Origin of the sequence: Clostridioides sp. ES-W-0018-02 (assembly GCF_020658175.1) — a bacterium.
Classification (GTDB): Bacteria; Bacillota; Clostridia; order Peptostreptococcales; family Peptostreptococcaceae; genus Clostridioides.
In genome coordinates this window covers 1-368 of sequence record NZ_JACVVY010000056.1, presented here as the reverse complement: position 1 = coordinate 368, position 368 = coordinate 1, and the positions used below count along the sequence as shown (strand labels likewise).

The 368-nt window shown below is 49.5% G+C and carries 3 tRNA genes; all 3 read right to left on the bottom strand.

Features of this window, described 5'->3' with window-relative positions:
- Window positions 1–48: 48 nt before the first annotated feature.
- Window positions 49–125 (bottom strand) — tRNA-Arg (locus IC219_RS21455).
- A 23-nt stretch (window positions 126–148) separates the two neighbouring features.
- Window positions 149–223, bottom strand: a tRNA-Gly gene (locus IC219_RS21450).
- Between the two features lie 23 nt (window positions 224–246).
- Window positions 247–330 (bottom strand) — tRNA-Leu (locus tag IC219_RS21445).
- Between the last annotated feature and the right edge of the window lie 38 nt (window positions 331–368).

Sequence of the window (368 nt, the reverse complement as noted above, 5' to 3'; positions counted from 1 at the left end):
AGTCAAAGTCATGTGCCTTACCGACTTGGCTAATCCCCAATATATATGTGGTGAGCGCACAGGGATTCGAACCCCGGACACACGCCTTAGAAGGGCGTTGCTCTATCCAGCTGAGCTATGCACCCACATTGCAATATAAACATAAATTTGGAGCGGGAAACGAGATTCGAACTCGCGACTTCAACCTTGGCAAGGTTGCGCTCTACCACTGAACTATTCCCGCTCGTTTATTAAATTAAATAAAAATGGTGCGGATGAAGGGAGTCGAACCCCCACGCCAATGGCGCTAGATCCTAAGTCTAGTGCGTCTGCCAATTCCGCCACATCCGCGCATTTTTTTGGTGGAGGATGGTGGATTCGAACCACCG